25 protein-coding genes and 3 pseudogenes are annotated in these 24,910 nt (G+C 59.0%); 16 read left to right on the top strand and 12 right to left on the bottom strand.

Annotated features, from left to right (window positions below; all coding sequences use genetic code 11):
- Positions 1-151 precede the first annotated feature (151 nt).
- Complete coding sequence (locus FGL94_RS14210) at positions 152-553, top strand: universal stress protein (protein ID WP_144926640.1); 402 nt, start codon at positions 152-154, stop codon at positions 551-553.
- Between the two features lie 75 nt (positions 554-628).
- Positions 629-1,165 carry a hypothetical protein gene (locus tag FGL94_RS14205; protein WP_186313421.1) on the top strand — a complete coding sequence of 179 codons (537 nt, stop codon included), beginning with the start codon at positions 629-631 and terminating at the stop codon, positions 1,163-1,165.
- Here FGL94_RS14205 and FGL94_RS14200 read toward each other — a convergent pair.
- From FGL94_RS14200 to FGL94_RS14190, 3 genes and pseudogenes are all read right to left on the bottom strand, one after another.
- A pseudogene (locus tag FGL94_RS14200) lies at positions 1,089-1,726 on the bottom strand (IS6 family transposase). The gene FGL94_RS14205 and the pseudogene FGL94_RS14200 sit on opposite strands and share 77 nt — an antisense overlap.
- A gap of 95 nt (positions 1,727-1,821) precedes the next feature.
- Positions 1,822-2,199, bottom strand: a complete 378-nt coding sequence (locus tag FGL94_RS14195) for a hypothetical protein (protein WP_144926637.1) — start codon at positions 2,197-2,199, stop codon at positions 1,822-1,824.
- A 694-nt stretch (positions 2,200-2,893) separates the two neighbouring features.
- Positions 2,894-3,376, bottom strand: coding sequence for a hypothetical protein (locus FGL94_RS14190; RefSeq protein WP_144926633.1), 483 nt, complete (start codon positions 3,374-3,376; stop codon positions 2,894-2,896).
- A 318-nt stretch (positions 3,377-3,694) separates the two neighbouring features.
- Here FGL94_RS14190 and FGL94_RS14185 point away from each other — a divergent pair, with 318 nt between their 5' ends.
- Together FGL94_RS14185 and FGL94_RS14180 are read left to right on the top strand one after the other, a co-directional pair.
- Complete coding sequence (locus FGL94_RS14185; protein WP_144926630.1) at positions 3,695-4,219, top strand: redoxin domain-containing protein; 525 nt, start codon at positions 3,695-3,697, stop codon at positions 4,217-4,219.
- On the top strand, positions 4,219-5,610 hold the full coding sequence (locus FGL94_RS14180) for an ATP-binding protein (RefSeq protein WP_144926627.1): 1,392 nt from the start codon (positions 4,219-4,221) through the stop codon (positions 5,608-5,610). The genes FGL94_RS14185 and FGL94_RS14180 overlap by 1 nt, the downstream gene beginning before the upstream one ends.
- 384 nt (positions 5,611-5,994) lie before the next feature.
- Here FGL94_RS14180 and FGL94_RS18925 read toward each other — a convergent pair.
- The 4 genes and pseudogenes from FGL94_RS18925 to FGL94_RS14160 all read right to left on the bottom strand — a co-directional run.
- Positions 5,995-6,176: pseudogene (locus FGL94_RS18925) on the bottom strand (helix-turn-helix domain-containing protein); the annotation flags it as partial.
- A 31-nt stretch (positions 6,177-6,207) separates the two neighbouring features.
- Complete coding sequence (locus tag FGL94_RS14170) at positions 6,208-7,203, bottom strand: cytochrome d ubiquinol oxidase subunit II (protein ID WP_144926624.1); 996 nt, start codon at positions 7,201-7,203, stop codon at positions 6,208-6,210.
- The gene (locus FGL94_RS14165; protein WP_144926621.1) at positions 7,196-8,644 is read right to left on the bottom strand and encodes a cytochrome ubiquinol oxidase subunit I; all 1,449 of its coding nucleotides are present in this window, start codon (positions 8,642-8,644) and stop codon (positions 7,196-7,198) included. Before FGL94_RS14165 ends, FGL94_RS14170 begins: the two co-directional genes overlap by 8 nt.
- A gap of 561 nt (positions 8,645-9,205) precedes the next feature.
- Entirely contained in the window at positions 9,206-10,507 is a 1,302-nt protein-coding gene (locus FGL94_RS14160) for an outer membrane protein assembly factor BamB family protein (RefSeq protein ID WP_206664930.1), read from the bottom strand.
- A gap of 770 nt (positions 10,508-11,277) precedes the next feature.
- On the opposite strand from FGL94_RS14160, the gene FGL94_RS14155 reads away from it, so the two are divergent.
- The 3 genes and pseudogenes from FGL94_RS14155 to FGL94_RS14145 all read left to right on the top strand — a co-directional run bounded on the left by FGL94_RS14155 (position 11,278) and on the right by FGL94_RS14145 (position 13,616).
- Entirely contained in the window at positions 11,278-12,579 is a 1,302-nt protein-coding gene (locus FGL94_RS14155; RefSeq protein WP_144926618.1) for a site-specific recombinase, read from the top strand.
- A 150-nt stretch (positions 12,580-12,729) separates the two neighbouring features.
- A pseudogene (locus FGL94_RS18650) lies at positions 12,730-12,964 on the top strand (ParA family protein); the annotation flags it as partial.
- Positions 12,965-13,064: 100 nt separating this feature from the next.
- Complete coding sequence (locus FGL94_RS14145) at positions 13,065-13,616, top strand: hypothetical protein (protein WP_144926615.1); 552 nt, start codon at positions 13,065-13,067, stop codon at positions 13,614-13,616.
- Here FGL94_RS14145 and FGL94_RS14140 read toward each other — a convergent pair whose 3' ends face one another.
- A complete protein-coding gene (locus tag FGL94_RS14140; protein ID WP_144926612.1) occupies positions 13,617-14,123 on the bottom strand; it encodes a GbsR/MarR family transcriptional regulator in 507 nt (168 codons plus the stop codon).
- Between the two features lie 144 nt (positions 14,124-14,267).
- On the opposite strand from FGL94_RS14140, the gene FGL94_RS14135 reads away from it, so the two are divergent.
- From FGL94_RS14135 to FGL94_RS14120, 4 genes are all read left to right on the top strand, one after another.
- Positions 14,268-14,612, top strand: a complete 345-nt coding sequence (locus FGL94_RS14135) for an ArsR/SmtB family transcription factor (RefSeq protein WP_144926609.1) — start codon at positions 14,268-14,270, stop codon at positions 14,610-14,612.
- A 91-nt stretch (positions 14,613-14,703) separates the two neighbouring features.
- Positions 14,704-15,723 (top strand): thiamine pyrophosphate-dependent enzyme, encoded by a 1,020-nt coding sequence (locus FGL94_RS14130; protein WP_144927000.1) that lies wholly within the window; start codon positions 14,704-14,706, stop codon positions 15,721-15,723.
- On the top strand, positions 15,716-16,744 hold the full coding sequence (locus FGL94_RS14125; RefSeq protein WP_144926606.1) for an alpha-ketoacid dehydrogenase subunit beta: 1,029 nt from the start codon (positions 15,716-15,718) through the stop codon (positions 16,742-16,744). The genes FGL94_RS14130 and FGL94_RS14125 overlap by 8 nt, the downstream gene beginning before the upstream one ends.
- Positions 16,741-17,028, top strand: a complete 288-nt coding sequence (locus FGL94_RS14120; protein ID WP_144926603.1) for a lipoyl domain-containing protein — start codon at positions 16,741-16,743, stop codon at positions 17,026-17,028. The genes FGL94_RS14125 and FGL94_RS14120 overlap by 4 nt, the downstream gene beginning before the upstream one ends.
- 12 nt (positions 17,029-17,040) lie before the next feature.
- Here the strand turns inward: FGL94_RS14120 and FGL94_RS14115 are convergent, their stop codons facing one another.
- Positions 17,041-17,451: a hypothetical protein gene (locus FGL94_RS14115; protein ID WP_394348599.1), complete on the bottom strand. Its 411-nt coding sequence runs from the start codon at positions 17,449-17,451 to the stop codon at positions 17,041-17,043.
- Between the two features lie 146 nt (positions 17,452-17,597).
- Here FGL94_RS14115 and FGL94_RS14110 point away from each other — a divergent pair, with 146 nt between their 5' ends.
- Complete coding sequence (locus tag FGL94_RS14110) at positions 17,598-18,233, top strand: SDR family oxidoreductase (protein WP_144926597.1); 636 nt, start codon at positions 17,598-17,600, stop codon at positions 18,231-18,233.
- A 28-nt stretch (positions 18,234-18,261) separates the two neighbouring features.
- On the opposite strand, the gene FGL94_RS18645 is transcribed toward FGL94_RS14110, so the two are convergent.
- Positions 18,262-18,480, bottom strand: a complete 219-nt coding sequence (locus FGL94_RS18645; RefSeq protein WP_241659189.1) for a hypothetical protein — start codon at positions 18,478-18,480, stop codon at positions 18,262-18,264.
- 182 nt (positions 18,481-18,662) lie between these two features.
- Between FGL94_RS18645 and FGL94_RS14100 the strand changes: the two genes are divergently transcribed.
- From FGL94_RS14100 to FGL94_RS14085, 4 genes are all read left to right on the top strand, one after another.
- Positions 18,663-19,922 carry a multicopper oxidase domain-containing protein gene (locus FGL94_RS14100; protein WP_144926594.1) on the top strand — a complete coding sequence of 420 codons (1,260 nt, stop codon included), beginning with the start codon at positions 18,663-18,665 and terminating at the stop codon, positions 19,920-19,922.
- Between the two features lies 1 nt (position 19,923).
- Positions 19,924-21,174 (top strand): ZIP family metal transporter, encoded by a 1,251-nt coding sequence (locus tag FGL94_RS14095; protein WP_144926591.1) that lies wholly within the window; start codon positions 19,924-19,926, stop codon positions 21,172-21,174.
- Positions 21,175-21,315: 141 nt separating this feature from the next.
- A complete protein-coding gene (locus tag FGL94_RS18845) occupies positions 21,316-21,447 on the top strand; it encodes a cupredoxin domain-containing protein (protein WP_277752631.1) in 132 nt (43 codons plus the stop codon).
- A 102-nt stretch (positions 21,448-21,549) separates the two neighbouring features.
- The gene (locus FGL94_RS14085; RefSeq protein ID WP_144926588.1) at positions 21,550-22,797 is read left to right on the top strand and encodes an RNA-guided endonuclease InsQ/TnpB family protein; all 1,248 of its coding nucleotides are present in this window, start codon (positions 21,550-21,552) and stop codon (positions 22,795-22,797) included.
- On the opposite strand, the gene FGL94_RS14080 is transcribed toward FGL94_RS14085, so the two are convergent.
- Positions 22,773-24,152, bottom strand: coding sequence for a serine hydrolase domain-containing protein (locus FGL94_RS14080; RefSeq protein WP_144926585.1), 1,380 nt, complete (start codon positions 24,150-24,152; stop codon positions 22,773-22,775). The genes FGL94_RS14085 and FGL94_RS14080 overlap by 25 nt on opposite strands.
- On the bottom strand, positions 24,149-24,859 hold the full coding sequence (locus FGL94_RS14075) for a class I SAM-dependent methyltransferase (RefSeq protein ID WP_241659188.1): 711 nt from the start codon (positions 24,857-24,859) through the stop codon (positions 24,149-24,151). The genes FGL94_RS14080 and FGL94_RS14075 overlap by 4 nt, the downstream gene beginning before the upstream one ends.
- Between the last annotated feature and the right edge of the window lie 51 nt (positions 24,860-24,910).

Here is a 24,910-nt window from a genome sequence, read left to right as displayed (position 1 = left end):
GGCGCCATCTCGGCGGCCACCCGCTCGGTAAACTCTCGGCGACCACCCGCCTGAGGCCGAACGATCCCCGCTCCCGAGCGCCCTCTCGACGGAGGATTCCCAGCCGTCCGGGGGAACGTATTTATCGACACACGCTGATTGTTTGCATGCGATGTACGAGATACTACTCCCGGTAGATGACAACACTGATCGGGCGGCCGCGCAGGCCCGGTACGTCTCGGGGCTCCCCGGCGCGACGGACGAGGTCACCGTCACGGTCGCACACGCCTATCGCGACGAGTCGAGCAGCCCCGGCGAAGAGAGCTTCGACGAGGAGAGCCCGGGCGTCATCAAAGCGCTGGACGTCCTCTCCGACGCCGGCATCGCGACCGAACAGCGAGAACTGTACGTGCCGGTCGCGGAGTCGATCGTCGAACTGTCGAACGAACTCCGCGTCGACGAAGTGGTGTTGTGCGGACGGAAACGCTCACCGGCCGGGAAGGCGCTCTTCGGGAGCGTGACGCAGTCGGTGGCGCTCGAATCAGCAGTGCCAGTAACCATCGTCCCAGTCTGAGTGAGCGACCGTCGAGTCGATCCCGACGCCGCGGCAGAGAGTGACTTCTCACGGCAGCCTGCAGCACGATTTGTGGTGACGACTGAGACGGTCGCGGGCGGCGTCGTTGAGGATCCAAACCTCCGAGGCGACGTCGGTACCTTCACGCTCCCCAGCTGGTTGACATGGGGATACAGCCTCTTCGCAAATCTCCTGCTCGGAGCGATTTTGCTCGTCGTCTTCCCGGCCTTCTCGGCGAGGCTTGCGGGGCGTGTGTCTGACGAGCCAGCGAAAACCGGCGGTGTTGGATTGCTGGCGCTCGTCGGAGGCCCGATTCTCCTGGCGCTGGTCGCCATCACGATCATCGGCATTCCGCTTGCCATCTTCGGCGCAATCGCGTTCGGGCTCGCGATTTGGGTTGGAGTCGTCTACGGCCAGTACGCCGTCGGTGCGTGGGTTCTCCGGCGGGCCGGACGGGACGATCGGTGGTTGGCGCTCGTGGTCGGTCTCGTCGGATTCGCAATCCTTGATTTGATCCCGGTCTTGGGCGGTCGCGTTAAGTTTGACGTGAATTGTGGTAGACGGCGATGGCTTCGAGCCAATTTTGAGCTGTCTCTAGCGCGACATTGCTAAAACTATTCGCAAACGATGATGTTCGTCGTTCTATTTCCCAAAAGACACGTTCAATGGCATTCCGATTTCCATGGCGAATCACTCGAAATCGATAGCCGTCTTCAGCGAGAACTGATCTGAGATAGTCTGCGTCATCGACGAGAAATTCCACGGTATCGAGCTGATAGCGCCGGTGTAGCTCGGTTAAAAACCATCGCGTCGTCTGTTTATTTGCGGTCGGATAGAGACTCACGTGAAGGATTTCGTTCGTATACGGATCAACTGCGCGTACAGCCAGAACTTCTGGCCGTGGAGGCGGATCATCTTTTCGTCAACCGCGAGTTGATCCTCGGAGACGGTTGAGATCGGCTGTAGATCAGCTTTATGAACCCAGTTATGGATCGCAACGTGACTCCGCTTGATCCCAAACAGTTCAAGATGCTTACTTACCTCACGTAGTGACATACCGGCCAAGTGACAGCGGATACCTACTTCAATCGCCCAGCGCGGCGTTCGATCTCGCTCCACAAACGACAAGTTGATCCACGTGATACGTTCGCTGAGGCGGTCGAATTCTGGCATAGACACTCAGAAATCGTCCGCCTCATTCTCTAACTTAACGCGACCTTCAACAGAGCCCCAAATTTCAAAAGGCGGTACGCCCCGACCGGGCGCGGTCAGTACGAGCGGAATTCACAGTTGGTCTCGTCGCTCTCGGAGGGCGTCTCTTGGAGAAACGGCGGGAGTTCATTCATGTGTGTGTAAATGAGGTTCAAAACCGGCTCGACTTTGGTCCAGCTGGGGCCCTTCTGGACCGTCTTTTCGGATTCGTTCCAATCGATATATCCCAATTCTTCGAGTTTGGGGGGGTGGATGTGATATAGTTGTTTACGACCTCGATCAGCCCGGTAGTGGTCGATATCGGTATAACTAACAGATGCCACTCCTGCGTCCGTTTCCGCATATAATTTAAACAACAATCGGCGGCGGAAGCCATCCGATAACGCAATAAGTACTCGATCCGCCTCCTCTGCGTTAGGGATGTACCCCAACATATGCTACATCTTACATAGATGTCATAATAATCTTTTATGTTATATCGATCAAAAACGCACACCCACCTTCATTTCTACTGCGGATGTGAAAGCGCTACACGGTTGTGACCCATATCCTCCGTTCCCATTCCGACTGTGCCGCGCTCGTATGGTGTGACCACAATCCTCTTTATCCGGCGGTGACTCCTCCCATGTAGAGCCCGCCGCTGCCGGTGTCTACCGTTGTGGTCACCTTGCGCGTCAAACCCGCAAACACAACTCTTTCGACACACCGTAGCAGGGCGGGTTCACTTTCACACTCTTGAGCGACAGTTCCATTTGGTTCTAACCGTAGTATATACAATCCCCTATCGCGTCGAGTTTCCGGAAACCGGCTTTGAGTATTTCCCTGGAACAGGCCCAATGGTTAACCACCGAGAGAATAAAATGGAACCTCATGCGTAAATCATCAATAATCCTGATTGTGGGCGTGATCGTATTCGTCCTCCCAATTCCGGGAACGTTCATTCTCGGTGGGATACTCGTTATCATGGGAGCTATCGCCCGTGTCCTTGGAGAATAAGAACGCGGGGCTCTGTTGAAATACTCAGAGATTGATACGTACTGATTGCTAAATACAGGCGGTAGGCTCTGTTGTAATCCTCAACAAGTGAGATATTCTGCTCCGGTGTGGTCAATACTGGCTGTTCAGTAATCAAGCCGACCGTACGCGCGTCGCCATCCATCGGATGACGGACCCCGCAGCGTAGCCGGTCGTTCCGACGATGACCGCAAGCGCCAACCCAAAATTAACACTTGTTTCGAGTCCCCCGAGTAATTCGGCGCGGGCAGACCCGTATGCGAACCCCAGCATTCTCGGCGAGGTGTACCGGCCTGCCCCCATCCACTCACCAGAGAGATAACCGACAAGTGGTGGAAAGGCGTACCCCCAGAGGCTAATCATCCACAGTGTACCGACGGTTGGGACTAAGCCCGCACCGAGGAACCCCGCAATGACGGCAGTTCCCGGAACGATCACAAGCCAGCCCCAGAAATCATAGAGGCGAACACCCACACCGAGGAGAAACGCGACAGACGCGAGACCCAAGAGGCCGACAACAAAACCGATAACGGTCCAACGAGGGAGACGGTTACCGAAGAGGTACCTCCGGACCCGACCACCGTCGATGTGTTCCATACCTGTTGTTTGCCTACCGTATTGTTAGTTGCTCGGCCAAGTACGTACTCTTCAGCGACCGGCTGCTCCAGACGATAATGTGTCTGAAGAATAGGATTTCAACAGAGCCAGAGGGAGTATTCAGCAAAATCACGACGAGCAATCAGCAACTGAGCCTTGCTGAAACCTCACTATTCAGATGGGTTATTACTAGGAGTATCGATGGGTGCTACCATCTCTATTTTGAATATTCCTACAGCCAGGACATGCTGGATACTCATGGGGTTTATGTTACCCGGATAATCAAAAATTGAACGCCGTATTCGGAGGCTTCCCAGTATGGATACAAACTATCCACCTCCCGACGGGGGCGATAAGGGGGTCACGACGCCAAAACCAGTTGGAGAACAGGTGTCCGACTTCGACCTGCCCGGTGTTGGAGACGACGGCATCGACACGTTCCGGCTCTCAGAATTTACTGACGAGGGTACACTCGTGCTGTCGTTCTATCCGTTCGACTTCAGTCCAGTCTGCACCCAACAACTCTGTGGCTTTCGGGACGCCGAGTGGTTGACGGTCACCAAAAATGTCGATGTCGTCGGCGTGTCGGTTGATAGCGCACACTCTCATAAGCAGTTCAGAAACGAATACGAGTTGCAGTTTCCCTTGTTGACCGACCGGCTGGCGAGTATGGCTGCGGCCTTCGGCGTCAAGTACGACTACTGGGAGCACCACCCTGCCGTCTGCAAACGGGCGGTGTTCGCACTCGATGACTCGCGTACGATTCGGTACCGGTGGGTGACTGATGACGCTAACGAACAACCCACACTCGACGAGATCCATGACGCGATCGGGTGGTTGTGATGAATGCATCACCCGACGAAAGCGACGAGATTCGTGTGTTGCATGTCGATGACGAACCCGAGTGGTACGGACTATCCCAAGGCATGCTGGAAAGTATCGACGACCGTATCACCGTCATCGGAGAACAAAATTCGGGAGCAGCACTCGACTACCTATCGAGCGATTCCATCGACTGTGTCATCAGCGACTATCGGATGCCCGAACCACATGGGATCGAACTCCTACAGCGTGTGCGCGAGAACTATCCGAACCTCCCGTTTATCCTCTTCACCGGAGAGGGAAGCGAGGAGATCGCCTCAGAGGCGACAACCGCTGGCGCGAACGCCTACGTGAAGAAGGGTGGCCCCGAAGTGTTCCAACTCCTCGCCACTCAAGTCAAACAGAGTGTTGCCCACCGTCGGTCCGAACGCCGGGCCCGGGTTGCCAACGACCGGCTGCTCGCGTTCTACGAACAGACAGATGGGCTCTACATACTCTCACACGACTGGACGATACTCTACTGGAACGAAGAGATGACGGTCCGAACTGGCTACGACTCGGAGGAGGTCCTCGGCACCCAATTCCGGGAGGTGTTTCCACGGGGGACTCAGACCGACCTTCACGACACTCTACGGAAGGCGATGACGGATAGAGAGTCCGTCGAGTGCGATCTGTACTACGAGCCACACGACTACTGGGTTGAAATCCGGGCCTATCCCGTCGACGAGGGGCTGGTCGTCCACTCCCGTGACATCAGCGAGGAGAAGCAACATGAAGAGCAGCTCACACGCCGCAACCAGATTCTGGAGTCGTTCGCCAACACGGTGTCCCACGACTTCCGGAATCCGCTGTCGGTCGCCGAAGGCCACCTCCAGTTGGCTCAGGAGACCGGCGATTTCTCTCATCTCGACCAGGTAGCGACGGCCCACAATCGCATGCGAAACCTCATCGACGATCTCCTGCAGCTCGCGCGCGAGGAGGAACGAGACCAATCGATGGTGTCACTCCACGAGAGCGCGACGAGGGTGTGGGAGACCGTCGACGGCGGAGACGCGCAACTTGCCGTTCGGGACGATGCCGAGTTCGCAGCATACTCAAGTCAACTCCGACGGATATTCGAGAACTTGTACTGGAATGCCCTCGATCACGGAGACGCCACGTCGATTCGCGTCGGTACGCTGGGCGAAGCCGGGTTCTACGTCGAAGACGACGGCTCTGGCATTCCCGCTTCCGACCGAGACCTCATTTTCGAAGCGGGGTATTCGACGAGCGAGAACGGCACGGGATACGGGCTGCACATCGTCAAGAGTCTCGTCGAGATGCACGACTGGACTATCTCGGTTACCGAGAGCGAGGATGGCGGGACCCGTTTCGAGATCAGCGGAGTCACGTTCACCGAGTGCGATGCCTGACTAAATCGGCCAAAAATTAGTTTGTTAACCTCTCTGATCTAGTTGAATACGTAGTAAATTCTGTGCGAGATACGCGCTCGATATTCAGATCCGAACGCCGAGAAATAGCATTAGGCGGCTCTGTTGAAATCCTCAGCAAGTGATTCATTCTGATCCGGTTGCGGTCAATACAGGTGAAGCAGATAGCGAATTAGCAGTAGCGTGGGTTTCGAGGATTGGTAAGTGTCAGGTCCACCGCTGTACAAGACCCAAGTGAATGAGTAACCCAAGTATTCCCAAGAACCCCAAGACAAGACCACGAAGCCGTGGATTCGATAATTCCTTCCAGAAGTTGAGACCGGCGTTCTCACTGCATCTGGAACTATCTTTCTTCGATGGCCCCAGCTAGAGTGTCTGCTCGACAAACTGCGACATAATGCGGTCCTCGGCAGTCCGAAGCCGATATGCTCTGTCGCGTTCCAGTTGCCGGCACTGGTGATGTGTGACACCGAGAGTGATACACTATCGCGAGGATGTGATTCCATCATATCGTACACATCCCTGATCGGAGAGTCACCAGTACTGAGCGGAGAATGGAACGACGAGAGGTTGGTGGGGTTACCCCCCGTAGCCCTCATCCTCGATTGGGCCGCTAAACACTCCGTAGAGGAACTTGAAATACCACAGTACCAGCAGCAGGACCGGGAACCCAAGGACGGTCACGAGGTTCAGCGCCAGCGGCGACACGACCGCTTCTCTAACCAGTAGACCGGTCGGTGGATAAATCGTCGGGTACAGCAGAGTTGCGACAAAAATCGTCAACAGTGTGGGCAGTGCCAGTGCGCTCGCGAGCCAGGCTCGGTACCGGCCGCGTCTGGCCAGTACGCTCCCGCCCAGCCCGACAGCGATCGAGAGAGCGACGACTGCAGCGACGGGCAGCGAGAGCACCGCGTCGGCAGCGCCACCCGCGTCGGTCAGGACAACAGTTCCCAGCAGCACGCCCACACCGCCAAGGTACGCCAGTGTCGCACCGATGCCGTACGTACGCAATTCTGACGCCAGGCTGGGCTCGGTTTTGGCCGCGAGGAACGCCGCGCCTGTGACGACTGAGACGGCGACCAGGCCGACGCCAGTCAACGCCACCGGTAGCGTCGCCCCGCCGAACAGCCAGCGGCCGGCGAGCATTCCGAACAGCAGTGGCGCGAACACGCTGCCCCCGATGAAGGCGTAGTCGGCGTAGCGCTTCCAGCGCTCGTCGTCGCGCTGCTCGCGGAGTTCTGGACCGAGGCCGCGGAACACCAACGCGACGACGAACCCGAGCGCGAGCATATAGTTGTCCGCCAGCAGGCGCGAGTACACGCGCGGGAACGCCGCCAGCAGCATCGTCCCGAAGGCGACGACCCACACCTCGTTGGCATCCCAGACCGGGCCGAACGCCGACAGGAACGTCTCCCGCTCGTGTTCGTCCGTCCGGGTCGCGTACAGCATTCCGATGCCGAAATCGAACCCGTCGAGGACGACGTACATCCCCAGTGCGAACAGCACGACGCCGAACCAGATCTCCGGCAGCGACTCGACGAGGTAGGCGTCGACGGGCAACAACGGGTCAGTCATCGTCACTCACTCCCGGGATCGGACCGTGCCAGCGGCCTTCATTCGGCTCTCGGACACCGAGCGCTTGGAGTTCTTCCCGGACCAGCCACTTCAGGACGTATAGGGCTGTCAGAACCAGCCCAACGTAGACGACGACGAACCCGACCAGGGTCAGTGTCGCCTCCGCCCCGGTTAGTGTCGAGGAGACTGCCTCGCTGGTCCTGAGTTCGTCTTGGATGACCCACGGCTGGCGGCCGATCTCGGTGACGTACCAGCCGGTGAGCAACGCGGCGTAGCCGAGCGGCGATGCAGCGATCATCGCCTTCAGGTAGCGTGTGCTGTCAGACAGCCGCCCGCGGTACGTGAGGTACCCGCCCCACAGCGACAGCCCGATAAACAAGAACCCGAGTCCGACCATGAAACGGAACGACCAGAACACGAGTGCTACGGGGGGGTTCTCATCGTACTCGTTCAGTCCGATAACCTCGGCGTCGAAGTCCCCGCCACTGGCGAGGAACGACCCGACTGCGGGAAGGCTCACGGTGACGAGGTTCTCGGCTCGCGGGTCGGTGAGTGCATCGGGGGACTTCGGAAACGCGAGCAGGTGCAGGTCGGCCTGTCCAGTCTCGTAGTGGGCCTCCATCGCGGCAAACTTCTGTGGCTGGGTGTCCTCGACGTGGCGGCCGTAGGCATCGCCGTGGACTGCTTGGAACGGTGCGGAGATGATCAGGAGTACGACAGCCAGCTTGAGTGCGGTGTTCCAGGCTTCAGTGTCGGGCTTTTTCCAGACGATGTACGCCGAGACGCCCGCGACCAGCAGTGCGACCGCGATCACCGACGCGTTCATCATGTGGACGTACATCCAGGGCATTCGCGGGGTGAGGAACGCGGCGAACGGGTCGGTTAGTTTGGCGACCTCCATCCCGTTGCGAGTGACCATCTCGTAGCCCCGTGGGGTCTGCATCCACGCGTTGACGATCAAGATCCAGAACCCCGACAGCCAGGCGCCGAAGCCGACGAGTACTGACGAGATGACGTATGTCCGATCCTTGACGCGGTCGCGGCCGTACAGCAACACGCCGAGGAAGACGGCCTCTAAGAAGAATGCCATCTTCGCTTCGAAGGCCAGCGGGCCGCCGATCAGTTCACCGGCCACCTCGGCGAACTGTGGGAAGTTCGTACCGAACTGGAAGCTCATCGGAATCCCAGTGACTGTACCCATCACGAAGCCGACGCCGAAAACCTTCACCCAGAACGAGCGCAATCGCGCATACCGCTGCTCGTTCGTCCGCACGTCTTTCCAGGTAAAGTAGATAATAAACGGTGCGAGCCCGATCGAAAGGGACGCGAAGATGATGTGAACGGAGATTGTCCATCCGAACTGCATCCGACTCGCGAGTTCCGGAGAGAGGAACGCCACCCATACTGGATCAACGGCACCCAGTAGTGTGATTGGACCCATTCACCTTGCGCTACGGCACAATAGCTTTTGAGTAGCCACACGGTTCCCACTTTGGAGTATTCACCACAACAGTTTTTTTATTATTAGAACCGGACTTTTTGTACGCCTCAATCGCCGTATCAGTATACGATAACTCTAAGGCGGGAAGTCGGCCACGAGAGCAGGATACTGGTCTCGGAATGGCCGCGGGCGCAGGAACGCCCCCGACCTGCCGCGCAAACGGCATGAGTACGAATTACCTCTCCGGTAAAGACAGTTCGGGTCGCCACCGCAGCGGTGGGTCCCGGAAGGCACAGTCCTCGATCAGCGACGGTTCGGCTCGCAGTTCCGCGCTCGCAGGTGGTCCCGGTGAGTGACGCCGAGCGCACCGGCGGCGACGCGGACGGCATCGACGACCAGCTCCCCGACCTCGACGAACCGGGAAAGTACGAACGATTCACGCGGATCGATAGCGTCGAGTACGACGTTGCTAACGAGTTCCTCGCATCTCTCATCGACCGGCTGTTTCAGATGAGAATCTGTCTGAAGCAGAGGATTTCAACAGAGCCAGGCAGTTCTTTCTCATCGATCCGATTCCTCTTGAAATGCGATGAGTCCCTCAGTCGTGGTAACAAGACAATAGCCATTCGCGAGAGTCACCGACTGTGCATGGTCGTCGAGGCTGTGAGTTTCGAGGGGCTCTCCACTTGCCAGATCGACGAGACGGAGTTCATTCATCACGGGAAGAAACAGTGTTTCTCCGGCTACTGCTACCGAACCGATGTGTACATTCTCCTCGGGTTCTGGTTCGAATAGTAACTGTTCGTTTCCTGTCGCCGGATCAATCGCGTACACATGTTCCGATTTATTTGCCCCATCCGATTCGATAACCACCAGTGAATCGTTAGCGAGAGCAGCTGGTTCGAATCCTGGGGGGCGGTAGTGTCGCTCACCTTTAGTAGGTATCTCCGGAGGTGTCTCCGGCGTCACCCAGTCTGTTTCACCAGTCGCAGCATCGAGAGCGATCAATATTCCGCCAATAGTCGAAAAATAGATGTGATTAGTCCCGGCGACGACGTGACCGTCAATTCCGTCGTTGAGCACATCCTCGTCAGGATGGAAATAGTCGGAAATGTCGGCTTCCCACTGCTGTTCGCCCGTTCTCGCCTCTAGCGCGACAATTTTCCCATCTGTGAAGGTATCCAGAATGATGGTTTCTCCGGCATGAATGGCACTCACGCTAAGACGTGAGTGGACGCTCTTTTGCCAGCATTTTTCACCACGGTGAGCATCAACTGCGATTATATCGTTGGAATCTTCGAAAATGAGCAGCCCTTCATCAAGTACCACCGTAACTTGTTCACTTGCTACGTCGCTCATCCACCGTTCGCTCCCGTCAGCCGTGGCTAACGCCTTCGAAACTACGTCTCCGTCGTCTCGACCGTGACCGAGAAAGAGGGAATCGCCACCCGCTGTGAGCGGTAGTTGCTGGGCTGAGAAATCGGCGCGCTTCATCCATTGCTCTTCACCGGTAACCAAGTCGTGTGCTCTGACGGTTTTTGTCGAACCTGCAACTGGCACGGCGAAAACGGAGTCGTTGATTACGATGGGTTGAGCGGGGTTTTGAATAGCGGCACTCCATTGTTCGGACAGTTCACTCTCGGGCGCGTTTTCGGGTGGGACTGCGCGAGTGTTGCTTCCATCGTGGTGGGGGAGGGGCCAGTCAGTGGCTGAGTTATCCATCGGGGTGGGACTACAGTCGTCTTCATGCAAGAGTCCAGACCCGTATGCGTATCCCCCGAGTGCGCCGGCACCAACACAGGAACCACAAGCGGCCAGAAGTTGGCGTTTCGTGAGGGACTGACCTTGGTCAGTGGAGGGCATACTCGTTATCATTTCTTAAAGCAGTAAAACCGTTGTTACTATGAGGTCACGCCGCCTGATCTATTAAACTGCCACGCTCCGCGTGATTTCGAATTGTCTCTCGTAATACTGCATTCCGACTCTGTTGAACTCCTCAGTAGGTGAGACATCCCAACTCGGTCCCGTTAGTCTCCCGTTCATACGAGAGCACCGCTGTACGGTCGTTCTCCTCATGGACGTGGTTCAACTGCAGCTTGTTGATAGTGAAGTTCGCGGTGATCTCGCCGGTGTACGCCACCGCTGCCGGGTCGTCACAGTCGTCACTCGTTCCTCTGTGATGAGCCCAACGAGACGGGGTCCTTCAATGAGTCGAACAATACGCACTCTTCAGTAACGGCTGTTTCCTGGTGTGTGGTTTCTGAAAGGGACGTTTCAGATCAAATGTATGTGATCTGTCGGTTTGTAGATATTCATACTGCGATTCTCTGGATTGCCGACGGGTGCTAATTGTATATAGCGAAATGAGATATAGTGTCTGCCTCGCTTAGAGTAAACAGACTCTCGCGGCTGAAATCAGCCGATTAGCGCTCAGGATCGAGCAAATACCCCGATTCCACAGTACTTTGTCTTAGTTGAGTAAGACAGAGTAAGTTCTTAGTGACCCCCACCCGTGGCCCAAAACGAGGCAGATCCAGAACTATGGCCGACGCTTCCCCACACAGTCGCTTCAGCCGGACTACCGCGTCCGTAGCGGTACTCCGACGGCACAACCCCCACCCCTCGGAGGCCCAATGACGGGTCGCCGCTCCGTCGAGACGCCGATCGACGACACCTTTACGAAGTACCTCACGGACAAAGGGAAGGGCGACGCCGGCGAAGAGGGTGCGTACCGAACTGACGCCGATCGCGAACTGCATCGATTCCGGCGCTGGTGTCTCGGCGAGACCGCTGACCCAGCGAATGCGTCCCCGCCCGAGTCGTGGGTGGGTGTCGTCGACGGCGATACCGTCCGATTCGCGGACCTCGACACGACGGTGTTCTCGGACTACGCTCGGTACCTCTCGACCGCGGGATACGCTGCCGGCACTGTGCTCACCTACTACGCGCACGTCGCGTCGTGGTGCGGATGGGCGCACGCGCAGGGGTACATTCCGCGGCACTACGCCCGCGAGTCGGACGCCGAAGACCCACTGCCGGAGAACGACGGCCGCCGACCGGGCGACCAGCAGGCGTGGGAACCGATCCACCGCGACCTGATCACGCAGTTCGTCGATCGCCGCGTCGCCGAGGCGTTCGACGCGCTCGGCGCGATCGAGGTCTCCCACGCCGATCGGGGAGACCCAGAGAGCGAGACCTGGCAGGCCAAACAGAAAGCGCGGTTCGAGGCGTACCAGCGGTGTCGCGAACAGGCGCTCGTGTACGTCGTCGCCTACACCGGCCTGCGTGGGTCGGAGTTCCTCTCGGCGCCGAAGGAGGACCGCGAGGGTCGCAACGGGATTCGTTGGCGTGACGTGTCGTTCGCGGACAGCAGCGTCACGGTGTTCCGGAAGAGTCGCGAGTGGAAGGAGGCCTCGCTTCCTGAGCCCGTCATCGGCCCGTTGAAGCGGTACGGCGAGGTGCTTGACGTACCGAACTCGTGGCCGGTGTTCACGACGCTGCACCGGCCCTCTCTCGCCTCGCACGTCGCCGAGGAACTGGCCGACACCGGCCTCGACGATGACGCGATCGAGCGCACACGCAGTGGGGCGCCCGACCTGATCGTCGCCGCCGAGCACGACCTCGACGCGCCGAAGCCGCTCACGACCGACGGCGCCCGGTCGATCATGGAACGGCTCTGGACCCACGACGCGCTCGCCGAGCGTCGCGACGAGCTGGACCTCGCGCTCGATGGCGACTACCTCGAACTGCACGGCGGCCGCCGTGGCGTCGGTGAGGTGCTGGTTCGACAGTTCGGTTACGCCGCTGCGGCGCGGTACCTCGACAACAGCGAGGAGCAGGTCCGCGAGGCGTACCAGCATATCGAGGCGGCCGAGCGCGCCGACATGGCGACCGAGGCGTTCTCGCAGACGGACAACCGGGTGAACGAACGGTAATGCGCTAAGATACAAGACTAAGGTGGTTTCCTCTGGGAACTAAGATATATTTATAAGGTATCTTTCTTGGATATCTCAGTTATCTAAGACAGAGTTCTAAGACAGGGTTCTAAGACACACAGGTGAGTGTCTGGCATACCGTCATTAGCTATGAGCCCGATCCTACTCACCTGCTTGCGTACACGGTATAGTGAAGCAGGTGGCGGCCGGCAAGGCTTCGCTCGCAGCAAATGTGGGTGTCGCTCACCAGCGAGCTGGTCTCGACGTGTCTCTTGTTCCTCTCGATCCACAAGATGGCGACTTAAGCCGACTTCTTGGAGTTGACACTGATCGAGCAGATGCTAGTGCGGATAGCATAGTCCGACACACGGTCGGGAACTCGCGGGCGGCCACAAGGAACTCTCTTTTTGCCGATCGTCGTGGTAGGAAGCCGACAATCTCTCCACATCGAAGTTACTTTCAAGATTCAAATGGTGGATCGCATAATGGCCACCTATGAAGCGTTTGACCAAGGCGTAGAGGTGAACGGTCAAACGGTACTGACGATCGTTGAAGAGGCAATGGGTCGGTTTTCGGAAGCATATCAGGAACGAGCGCTACAGGCACTCGCTGCGGAAGGAATCACAGATCCAGACCCCGAGGAGTGGTATCCACAGCAGACCTGGTTGAATGCCTTCGAGACGATCGCTGAGGAGTTGCAGCCCCACGTCCTCGATCGGCTTGGGGAACAGCTCCCGGAAGTCGCCACGTGGCCGAACAACTTCGATACCGTTTCCGCGGGGCTTCAGTCGATCGATGATGCCTATCAACAGAACCACCGTGGTGGCGATATCGGCTACTACGAGTTTGAACAGACGGGGGATCGATCCGGGGAACTCACGTGTTACAATCCGTACCCCTGTCCGTTCGATCGAGGCCTCATCCGTGGCGTTGCCAGACAGTACGCGTCTGTCGACGCGTTCGTCTTCATTGAAGAAACGGGGGATACATGTCGTCGTGACGGCGATGACACCTGTCTGTACACCGTATACTGGTGACTACTGGTCGTAGGATTCGAGGGCGTCTCGGAGTTCTGCGGCGGTAAAGTTTGACGTGAGCGTGACAATTTCTTGAAGATCTTCGTATGTTTGTTGGAGCTCTTTGATCCGTGCAGCCTCGGTATCGTTATCATCGGGAAGTTGTGCTTGCGCACGTTGGATGGTACGTAAGGTAGTCTGTATCTCCCGTTGGACGTACTGTTGGAACACGTCTTGCAGGCTGAACCAAATTTCTCGTTCAGCTGTATAGTGAACGCGCCGCCCACCCCCCTCAGATGATCGACGGTGGATGAGTCCGATCCGCGTCAATGTCCGGGTGACGTTGCTGATCGTCGACTTTGCGTACCCAGTCTCGTCGACGAGTTCCGGAATCGAGAGGGGCTCTTCAGAGAAGTATAACACACCATAGATGCGGCCTGCACTTCGACTGAGACCGTAGACTTCCGCCGACTGCTCCATCGACTCGATGACGCGCTCGCGCGCAACGGTACGATCGTCCTCACTCATAGATGTCTGTTGTCCACACATCGTGATGGGCGCTCTGTTGAGTCATACTTCTGTTGTGAACTTCGTAAGTATTAAACTGTTTGATTTGTTTGTTCGGAGTGAGCCGAACAAACTGAACAAATTGTCCCCGAACTCACCAAGTCCATGGCCAGCGCCTTTCCACACCAGCCTCCAGTCACTCACGCCCCCCGTGAACAGACAAACATCGTCGTTGAGCGAGACGAGACAACAGACGTGCTACAGGTCCTTTCCTCAGCGTCGGCGCAGAAAATATTGGGTACGCTCAAATCGAAACCGAGAACAGCATCGGAAATCGCCAAGTCGGTCGACCAATCGGTGCAAAACGTCTCATACCACCTCGACCGACTTTGCGAAGCAGAGCTAATCACCCCGATCGAGACGTGGTACTCCGAGAAAGGGAAAGAAATGACAGTGTACGCCCTCGCTACAGAACGACTCGTCATCGAATTCCACGACAGCACCGAATAACGTAACCCGACTGTCAGGTTTGCCCGAACTAACTAATATTATCAACCATGTACGCTACTGTGTCATGGTATCTCCTGACAGGATACGCGAAATGTACGGGGACATGCTAACGGCCCGGCACTACGAAGAACGCCTCCAGGAGGAGTATCTAGAGGGAAAGCAGCCTGCGTTCGATATCTCCGCAGGGCCGATTCCCGGTGAGCTACACCTTGCAGCGGGCCAAGAAGCGGCCGCCGTGGGGGTTTGCCATCACCTTCGTCCAGAGGATACCGTCACGGCACCGCACCGACCACACCACGTCGCTATCGCGAAGGGCGTCGATCTGAAACGGATGACGGCCGAGATTTTCGGGCGAGAGTCCGGCCTTGGAAAGGGCAAAGGCGGCCACATGCATCTGTTCGATCCCGACGTGAACTTCGCGTGTAGCGGCATTATCGCCGAGGGCTGTCCGCCGGCGGCCGGGGCAGCGTTGGCGGCCAAAAAGCGGAACGAAGACTCCGTCGCGGTCGCGTTCCTCGGTGAGGGGGCAATCGACCAGGGAGCGTTCCTCGAATCGCTGAACTTCGCGAGCGTCCATAACCTGCCCGTCGTGTTCGTCATCGAGGACAACGACTGGGCGATCAGCATGCCCAAAGAGCGCGTCACCGACGTGGAAGACGGTTCAGACAGGGCCGCCGGATTCGACATGCCCGGTGTTCGTGTCGATCAGGACGATGCTGTCGCCGTTTACGAGGCGGCTGCAGAGGCGATCGGTCGTGCGCGGGACCGAAACGGTCCCACGCTCTTAGAGGTGCAAGTTCACCGTCGGATGGGCCACTTCATGGGCGATCCGCAGACGTATCGGTCCGACGACGACGAGGAGGCAGCGCTCGCTCGGGATTCGATCGACAGGATCGAATCAGAATTGCGCGATCACGGCGTCGACGACGATGACCTCGCGTCGATGCGCGACGACGCGGAAACGCGGGTCGAAGAGGCGATCGCGTGGGCGAAAGAGCAGCCACAGCCGGACCCAGAGGACGCCTACGACGACGTGTTCGTCAACCCGCCCTCAGGCGTGACAACGGAGGAACCGGAGTTCGAGCTGGCGGAGGTGAACGCCGATGAGTGAAACGAACGACGTCATCGACCGCGAACTGACGATGAGTCGGGCAATGGTCGAGTCGATCGCCCACGAGATGCGCGACAACGAGGAGGTCTTCTACATGGGCGAAGACGTCGCCGACTACGGCGGGATCTTCGACAGTACTCAGGGGCTGCTCGACGAATTCGGTCGCGATCGGATCATGGACGTGCCGATCAGCGAGACCGCGTATCTCGGAGCCGCCGTCGGTGCCGCCCAGGAGGGAATGCGGCCCATCGCGGAGCTGATGTTCGTGGACTTCTTCGGCGTCGCGATGGACCAGATCTACAACCAACTCGCGAAGAACACCTACATGAGCGGCGGCAACGTGAACGTGCCGCTCGTCCTCACGGCCGCCGTCGGCGGGACGTACAACGACGCCGCGCAACACTCACAAACTCTCTACGGCACGTTCGCACACGTCCCCGGATTGAAACTCGTCGTTCCGTCGACCGCGTACGACGCGAAGGGGCTGATGCACAACGCGATCCGCGACGACGATCCGGTGATGTACCTGTTCCACAAGCGGCTCATGGGGATCGGCTGGATGCCGGCGCCCGACGGACCGAAGACGCCGGTTCCGGAGACCGACTACACGATTCCCTTCGGGTCGGCGGACATCAAACGCGAGGGCGCCGATGTGTCTGTGGTTACGCTCGGACTCCACGTCCATCGCGCGCTCGCTGCGGCGGAATCGCTCGCAGCCGAGGGTATCGACGTGGAGGTCATTGACCTTCGGACGCTGGTTCCACTCGACACCGAAACGATCGTCGAGTCGGTGCGAAAGACCGGACGACTCGTCGTCGTCGACGAGGATTATCGATCCTTCGGCGTCACCGGAGAGATCGTCGCGAGTGTCGCCGATCGCGATCTCGGTGCGCTTGACGCCGTCGAGCGGGTTGCTGTCCCAGACGTTCCGATCCCCTACGCTCGCCCGATGGAAGACGAAGTGATCCCGGATGCCGCCGATATTGAAGAGAGCGTCCGGGAGGTTGTGTCCTCAAAATGAGTGACCGACGGAGCGTCGCTGACGGAGGCTCTGGCATGCGGGTTGCGGTCCGTGCAACCGGAGACTGGGAGGCTGACGTCGACGAGACCGAAGGCATTCTCGTCGACTGGTTCGCTCGTGAAGGCCGGTCGATCGAGGAGGGTGACACCCTCTGTGAGATCCAAGTCGAAAAGGTGAGCGTCGACATTCAAGCGCCCGTCGCAGGGACGCTCGATGAGATTGTCGTGGGTGAAGACGACGAATTCGAGATCGGTGACACGCTCGGTTGGATTCGCTCGGAGTGACAACGCCTCAGACTAGTCTTCGAGAGCGTCGTCGATTTCACGCGAAACGATGTCCTCGTCCCCCGTCGGTGCTTCAATACGGACGGCGTGACGTGTATGCCGTGCATGAGTCTCTGCCCAGCGTCGTGCAGGCCGCTCTGAGAGAAACTGTTCACCGTCGGGGCAGTGCCGACACCGAACGATCCAGGGACTTACGTCATCCGGGTAGTGGCCGGTGTGACGCTCATGATCAAGCGCGAACTGCTCGATCGCGTGGCTGCCCGGATCGAGATCATCACGTTCGTCGTCGAGAGTCCACTCTCGGTCACACCGAGTACACGAGACGGTCGGTACCTCGGCTTCGTCGGTAGGAAACGAATCGTCCGTCACGGCTCCGCTTCGTTCTGGGACCACTTGAACGTCGACCCCTCTGTGGCTCCGCATGGTGGGGTATCTGCTGACTCTCGCACACCTCGGCACAGAAGTTGTTCGCTTTGCTCGAGACAACGTTCGAACGCGCAGCGTAATCGTGTCGTGATCCTGTTCCGAACGACACCACCTTCTTCACGATACCGGACGATTTCAAGCGTATGAACGTGCTCGTCGCCGGTTCACACGGACAGGTCGGCCAACATGCGACCCGCATCCTCGCCGAGAGCGACCACGATGTTCGGGGGATGATTCGCGCGGAGTCGCAAGCGCAGGACATTGAGGACCTGGGCGCCGAGCCGGTCGTTGCGGATCTGACCGCAGATGTCTCGCATGCCGTTGAGGGAATCGACGCGGTCATTTTCGCCGCCGGGTCGGGCGGCGAGGACGTGTGGGGTGTCGACCGCGACGGTGCAATCAACCTCATCGACGAGGCCGTAGCCGAGGGTATCGATCGGTTCGTGATGCTCAGCTCAATCAACGCTGATCGACCCGAGAACAGCCCGGAAGCGCTGCGAGAGTACCTCCGAGCGAAGGCCGAGGCCGACGAGTACCTTCGGGAGAGCGATCTGACGGACACGATCATCCGGCCCGGGCCACTGACGAACGAGGGCGGAACCGAGAGAATCAGAACCGGCACCGATCTTGATCGGGGCGATGTCGAGATCCCGCGCGAGGATGTCGCCCGGACGCTGGTCGCGACGCTCGGGATCGAGAGCACGCACGGCGAAACGTTTGAACTCGCGGCCGGCGAGGAGCCGATCGAGGAGGCATTACAGGAGCCGATAGCCAGCTGATCGCACGAATGCCCTCGGTGCGGTCGCCTCATCGCCTGCTTCGACGAGTTCCTGTTCGTGGTTCGTGCTCCTGCTGGGAAGTCTCGTACGCGGCGTCAAGCTGTCGCTCCAGCGGCTCGATCTCACCCGCAAGGGACTCTTGGCGGGAGTCCCGGATACACTTGCCGGCGGTCGGCGTGATCGTCGCGACATCCACGGCCGGAGCTACGATTTGCCAGTCATCAGTGTGTCCGATCGCAGTGACCACCGGGATATTGGCGGTGAAGATCGCCTCTACGACCCGCTCAGTGTTGAACGCCTGGTGGTTTGAATTGTTTCACCTCTGTCATTAGTTTAGACTCACTCTAAGTTTAGACACGTCTAATTTATATATTTGGTGAGCCAACTAGCGCATATGAGTATCCGAAGGCCCACCCAGCGGAGGAGATCATGCCATCGGTAGATTACGATAGTGCGGCGGACGTCACAGAACGGCTCGAACAGCGACTGATCGACTCACTCACCGGTGAAACGAGCGTCAGTCGTCGTACGGTACTCGGCAGTCTCGGTGTCGCCGGGAGTGCTGCAGTCGGACTCGGCAGTACGCGAGCGGGTGCGTCGCCCGACCACGAAGACGGAGATGCACACGGTAACTTCGGTACGGTGGGCGAATACCAAGATCTGGATTTCGACCCTCACGAGTTTCTCACCGCGTTCAACACCGGAGACGGCGGACAGGATAACGTTCCCCAGCGGGTCTACGAGGAGGATGGCCGAACCGTTCGGGAGTTCGAGTTGACCGCCGTCGACACGACGATTGCCATCGCGCCGGGCATCGAGTTCCAGGCGTGGGCGTACAACGGCCAGGTACCGGGTCCTACCATCCGTGCCGTCGAGGGTGACCTACTCCGGATCAAGTTCACGAATCTGGGACGTCACGCGCACACGATCCATCCGCACCTGAAGAATCTCAACCCGCGAATGGATGGAATCCCCCAGAACGGACCGGGCGTCCTCGATACGGGAGAGTCCTTCACCTACGAGTGGATCGCCCAGCCCGCGGGCACGCACTTCTATCACTGCCATTCGCTCCCGCTGAAAGAACACATCCACCGGGGACTCTACGGGACGATCATCGTCGATCCGGACCCCGAACGCGTCAGGGAGAACCCACGCGACTACGTCAACTACCCCGGCCCGATTACCGACGACCTGCGGACGCAGTTCGTCGACGAAGCGAAGAGCCGGAATCACGAGTACGCCGAAAACGACGCCGTCAACGAGATGGTGATGGTGATGAACTCGTTCGACACCGACTTCGACGGCGGCAACGAGGTCTACGCGGTGAACACGCGGGCGTTCGGCTACGGGGTCGGTAGCACCGACGGCAACGGTAACTGGGCGGCGGGCGAGACGAAACGTCCCATACAGATCGACAAGACCGAACGCCAGCGCGTGTATCTCGCCAACGCCACGGAGTTCGACCTCATCAATTCGTTCCACACGCACTCGCAGTTCTTCGACTACTACGACCACGGAACGACGCTGACGCCGACGCGCAAGACCGTGGACACGGTCATGCAGACGCAGGCGCAGCGTGGGATCGTCGAGACCGATTACTCGGACCACGAGGCCGGGCTGTACATGTTCCACGCGCATCAGTCGGAGTTCGCCGAACTCGGTTGGATGAGCTTCTTCGAGGTGATCTAACATGACGGACAAGACACAACCCCCGACGGCGGACGGTGGCGTACCAGCCGAGAACGAGATCGCACAGCCGTTCGGACTACCGCGATGGGTCAGTGCGCTACTTCCGATCGTGTTGCTCGTGCTCGTCCTAGGCGTGTTCGCGTTCACGTCACCGCTCGCCGGCGTTCAGAGCGGCGCACCGCTTCCGGACGTAACGGTCACGCACACGACGCTTCCGAGCGACGACACGGTCGTGTTGCACGTGACGAACAACGGGCCCGAATCCGTCACGATATCACAGGTCCTCGTCGACGAAGCGTACTGGGATTTCCGGGTCGACGGAGCCGGTGGTGACCAGACGCTCGCCCCGATGGAAAGCGCACAGGTCGTGGTCCCGTATCACTGGAATCCGGGGTGGGACCTCGAGGTCGCTCTCGTACTCTCTGACGGAGCGACGTTCCACAACACGATCGTCGCGCCGAGTCAGTCGCCCGGCTTCAGCCTCAGTCTACTCGGAACGCTTGCAGTCATCGGGCTGTTCGTCGGCGTCATCCCCGTCGCACTCGGAATGCTGTGGTTCCCCTACATCAAGACGATGAGCGACCGGTGGCTGCACGCCGTGCTCGTGTTCGCGGCCGGCGTACTCGGCTTCTTGGCGTTCGATGCCGGGTTCGAGGCGTTCGAACTCGCCGAGCGGGTTCCGGGCGCCTACGAAGGCAACCTTCTGGTCGTCTTCGGGATCTTTGGTGCACTCCTCCTGGTCCAGGCGATCAGTGCGTGGCGTGAGGGCCGTGTCGCCGGTGGTGATAGCCGGGCGAGTAGCGGTCTCTGGATCGCCTATTTGGTCGCGGTCGGGATCGGCCTGCACAACCTCGCGGAGGGGCTTGCTATCGGGAGTTCGTTCGCACTCGGGCGTGTGTCTCTCGGCGCGTTCCTCGTGATCGGGTTCATGCTCCATAACGTGACGGAAGGCCCGGCGGTCGTCGCGCCGGTCGCCCGCGGAGAACGCCCGTCGATCAAACACTTCGCCGCGCTCGGCGTCATCGCCGGCGCACCCGTCATCCTCGGTGGCTGGATCGGGAGTCTGGCGTATTCGCCGACGATCGGTGCCTTCTTCCTCGCTATCGGGGTTGGTGCAATCCTGCAGGTCAACTGGGAGATCGCGCGAATGGTTCGGGACGCTGGCGGTCGTGTGGCCAGCGCAACGAATCTGCTCGCGTTCCTGCTCGGTCTCGGTGTCATGTACGTGACCGACCTCCTCGTGGTGCTCTAATAGGTACTGCCCGATCCTGGTACAATGTCACGTGAGCCATCCAATCGGCGAACGGTATTGCGACTCGGCGCCGGTACCCTGGCGACCCTCAGCACCGCTGGCTGTTTGAGTGGGCAGGCATCGTCGAGCCAGACCGTCACGATGCCCGACAACCACACCTTCGAGCCGAAGACCGCGACGATAGAGTTCGGGGGGACGGTAAGATGGACGAACGGGAGCGACATTCAGCATTTTCGAGGTGGAGCCCCCGACCTCAAGGAGCGAACGGAGTGAGCGAGTAGGTCGGGGAGGAAACCGACATGGGACGACACAACCGCCACACCCTGACCGACCGACTCCCAAGCGTATAAGTACCGTCGAGTGCTCTCTGAAGCTATGGACGTGCGTCGAACCGCCGTCGTGAAACTCGCCGTTTCCGAGGAGCAACGCGACGCACTCCACCGAACCGCCGAGCAATACCTGTACTGCGCGAACCGAACCGCCGACTACTGTTGGTCCGACACCTCCTACACTGAGTGTAAGACCAACAAGCGAGAGGTTCGTGACGCGCTCTACGCCGAACTTCGAGAGGAGACAGACCTACAGGCCCAACTTGTTCAAGCCGCTATCAAACGCGCTGTCGAAGCCGTCAAAGCGTGTGTCGAACGGTGGAAAAAGGGACAGCGTGTCTCTCAACCGACGTTCACCGCTGAAACGATGGACTACGACACGCGGAGCGCGACGTTCTACCGGAACAAGGTGTCGTTGGCAACTGTTGAGGGCCGAGTCGAACCGTCGTTCGTTCTCCCGGCAGACAGTCCGACGCCCTACGAGCGGTACGTACTCTCCGAGAACTACGAGTTCCGCGAGAGTACGCTTCGGTACGACGCGGCCACTGACGAGTTCTACCTCAACATTTCGACGCGGCGGATAGACAGTGACGATGAGGCTTCGGAAGATACCGGGCACTCCGACCAAACGGTCCTCGGTATCGACCTCGGCGTCAACAGCCTTGCTGTGTCCTCAACCGGCACGTTTTGGCAGGGAGACGACTACGACCACTGGTGTCGTGAGTTCGAGAAGCGACGTGGTGAGATGCAACAACGCGGCACGCAGGCCGCACACAAGGCCCTGCTTCGCCTCGGCAAACGTGAAGAAGCGTGGCGGAAGCAGTACATCCACACGATCGCCAACGAACTCGTCTCGGAAGCCGTCGAACACGACTGCGACGTAATCGCGTTCGAGGAGTTGAGCGACATTCGAGAGCGGCTTCCACAGGCGAAGTGGCACCACGTCTGGGCGTTCCGACGCCTGTTTGAATACGTCTCCTACAAAGCCCCTGAACAGGGGGTCTCCGTGGAGCAAGTCGAGCCGAACCACACGTCCCAACGCTGTTCTCGGACAGACTGTGGGTTCACGCACGACGGCAACCGCCACGGGGAACAGTTCGAGTGCCAGAAGTGTGGGTATGAAGTGAACGCGGATTACAACGCCGCGAAGAATATTGGCGTGCGGTACGCCCGGAAGCGACAACACAAACTCCGCTCCTCGCCCAAGTCGGGGAGCGGAGACGCACAAGTAGACGTGCGTGTGAATGGTGGGACGTTGAACGGTGAGAGTTACCAGCCTATTGCTGGCGACTGATTGCCGGGAGTCCACATCAAAGCCCTACCCTCAAGGACCGAGGCGCGTAGCGCCGAGGGAGTAGGGTAGGGTAGTTTACCGCGTTCCTGACTCCCCGACTCCACTGTCGGCGATGGTTCAATTGACGGTGATTGAAGTCCGTATGCAGCAAGGATCTCATCGATCACGGTTCCGGGCGGGGGCTGTTCGCTGCTATTGCTGTTGTAGTTCACGAAGATTCCGACATCATCTTCGAGTGCGAGAACGAGGTGGCTCGAAAAGTGGACTGTCGCGCCTGAATGACCGATTACTCCAGCGGACGGACTCCCGTATTCGTGGAAGCCATACCGCCAGTTGGTGACGGCAGGATGCCGCACGTGGTGTTGGTCGTGCATCACTCGTGTCGTGTCTGTCTCCAAGATCTGCGTGTTGTCGGCTGTACCGGCATCGAGATGTGTGCGCATAAATGTCGACATATCCCGTGCCGTCGCGGTCATCGACCCCGCCGGGCGCATATTGATGTACACCGTATCAGCGGCCTGGAAGCTGTTTCCGTCTCGGAGATGGCCTGCTGCGAGGTTTCCGGAATAGCCGTCCGGCACGGGCTGGGCGAACGTGCTATCGGTCATACCGAGCGGCTCGAAGATCTCCGACTGGACGTACTCCTCGAACGTGGTGTCGTGGACTTCTGCGACGATGTGTCCGGCGAGGGCCGCCCCGTAGTTCGAGTACCCGACTACTTCACCCGGCGGGCGCACGCGACGCGGCATCCCATCGACGAGCACTGTTTCCAGCGGCGCGATGGCGTCCGGGTCAGCGACAACGTCGGGATCGATTGCTGACTCGAACCCAGCGGTGTGGGTTCCGAGGTATCGTAACGTCACCGGCTCCTCGTAGGTCTCCGGAATCGTAACCGCAGAATCGTCGAGATACCTGTTGACATTCTCGTCGAGGTTGAGGACGCCCCGTTCGACGCCTTGCATGACAGCAGTCCACGTCACGAGCTTGCCAACAGAGCCAACCCGAAACGCGGTCTTCGGTGCCAGAACCGGTGTGCCGGAGTCCACCTCAGCATCGCCGTATCCCTTGATGAGGACGGGACCGTCACTTCGAACAATAGCCACGGTCGCCCCTGGCGTTGTAGTTCCGATCCGCTGTGTCATCACGTCATCGACGAACGCTTCGAGCTCAGCGGCATCAGGAAACGGATTCTCGGTGGACGAAGGGGTTCCAGCCTCAGACCCCGCACCGACGGCCGCTGTGCCTGTTGTACTGCCGAGTCCGGGAAGAGTGAGGGTACCGAGTCCAGCGAGAATCGCTCGGCGGGTTGCGCACCCGCTATCGCTGGTTCGTAGACTCCGGTTCTGGTCTTTCATTCGTTATTCTCGTCTAGGACTGGGTCACACGCGATTCGGGTGATTCGGCCGAGCTGTGCGGTCTCGGCTTCATCCACGGATAATCCAGCCCGACGAACCACCGAGAGAGGCTCTTGGGTCACTCGACAGCCCGACTTCTCGTAGTGAGCGTCAGCGCGCCATTCTTGGTACCGTGCGATGAGAGTATTGTCGCTCCGGCCGTGTTCGAGCAACAGAATCTGCCCGTCGGGCCGACAGACGCGCGCCATCTCTCGAAGCGCTGCGACGGGGTCAGGGAACGTACAGGTCGAAAACGAGGAGATGACGGTGTCGAAGCTATCGTCCTCGAATTCGAGATCCTGCGCGTCCATCTGTGTGACTGTCCCGTCTCGTTCGAGAGTCTCAAGCTCCGATCGGACGCGTTCTAGCAGCGGTTCGCTGATGTCGATACCGACGATCTCCGTTGATTCTGGCACGTACTGGAAGTTCGTCCCGGCTCCGCACGCCACGTCGAGTACTCGTCCCGTCGCTTGCGAAAACTGACGGCGTCGAAATCGCCCAGTTAACAGGCGGTTCAACCACCCCAGACGGTCGATCCACGTCGCGTAGCGCGCGTAGGCGTTTTGGATGTCCCGGACGGTCATCTGAGTGTCGTTCGACGACTCCGTTCCGCGGTCTTTCGAGTGCCGGGGGGAGTCCGGCGTCTTGATCGTGTCGTGGTTGGTCATGGGTGAACGCCTCTGTCTCCATCTTAAGAGAGGGCAACACCACGCATAAAT

The organism is Halorubrum salsamenti (genome assembly GCF_007671685.1).
GTDB lineage: Archaea > Halobacteriota > Halobacteria > Halobacteriales > Haloferacaceae > Halorubrum > Halorubrum salsamenti.
The sequence above is the reverse complement of the archived record's forward strand: the minus strand, read 5'-3'. Positions and strand labels throughout refer to the sequence as shown.